This window comes from Ochrobactrum sp. SFR4 (assembly GCF_019730395.1).
Taxonomy (GTDB): Bacteria; Pseudomonadota; Alphaproteobacteria; order Rhizobiales; family Rhizobiaceae; genus Pseudochrobactrum.
The window spans coordinates 1-282 of record NZ_JAAPBB010000671.1 but is presented as its reverse complement, the minus strand read 5'-3'; the positions used below and the strand labels follow the sequence as shown (position 1 = coordinate 282).

At 55.3% G+C, this 282-nt stretch carries 1 pseudogene; it reads right to left on the bottom strand.

The annotated features are described in order from the left end of the window. Positions 1-260 (bottom strand): annotated as a pseudogene (locus HBA93_RS20745) (DUF1788 domain-containing protein); the annotation flags it as partial. Between the last annotated feature and the right edge of the window lie 22 nt (positions 261-282).

The following is a 282-nucleotide window of genomic DNA, read 5'->3' as shown; positions in this document are numbered from 1 at the left end:
GGGTCCAGAACGCCCTGCAACAGCTCCTTGAGCTCCGCCTTTTCCGTTTCGACTTCAACCTCAAGGATTTGCTCGAAGATACCCCGGTCTTCGAGGATCCTGATCGAAAGGTCATAGAGATCGATATCAAGTACGCGCACACCGGCGTGGCTCAGCCGGGCGATCAGATCCTCACGATCCTCGCCCAGGCTCAGTCCGTCTTCGGCATCAAAAGCGCAGATGAAAAAGGGAACCTCGTTTCCCAGCCCTTGCTTTTGCAAGAACCGATCGCTGGAAACTACC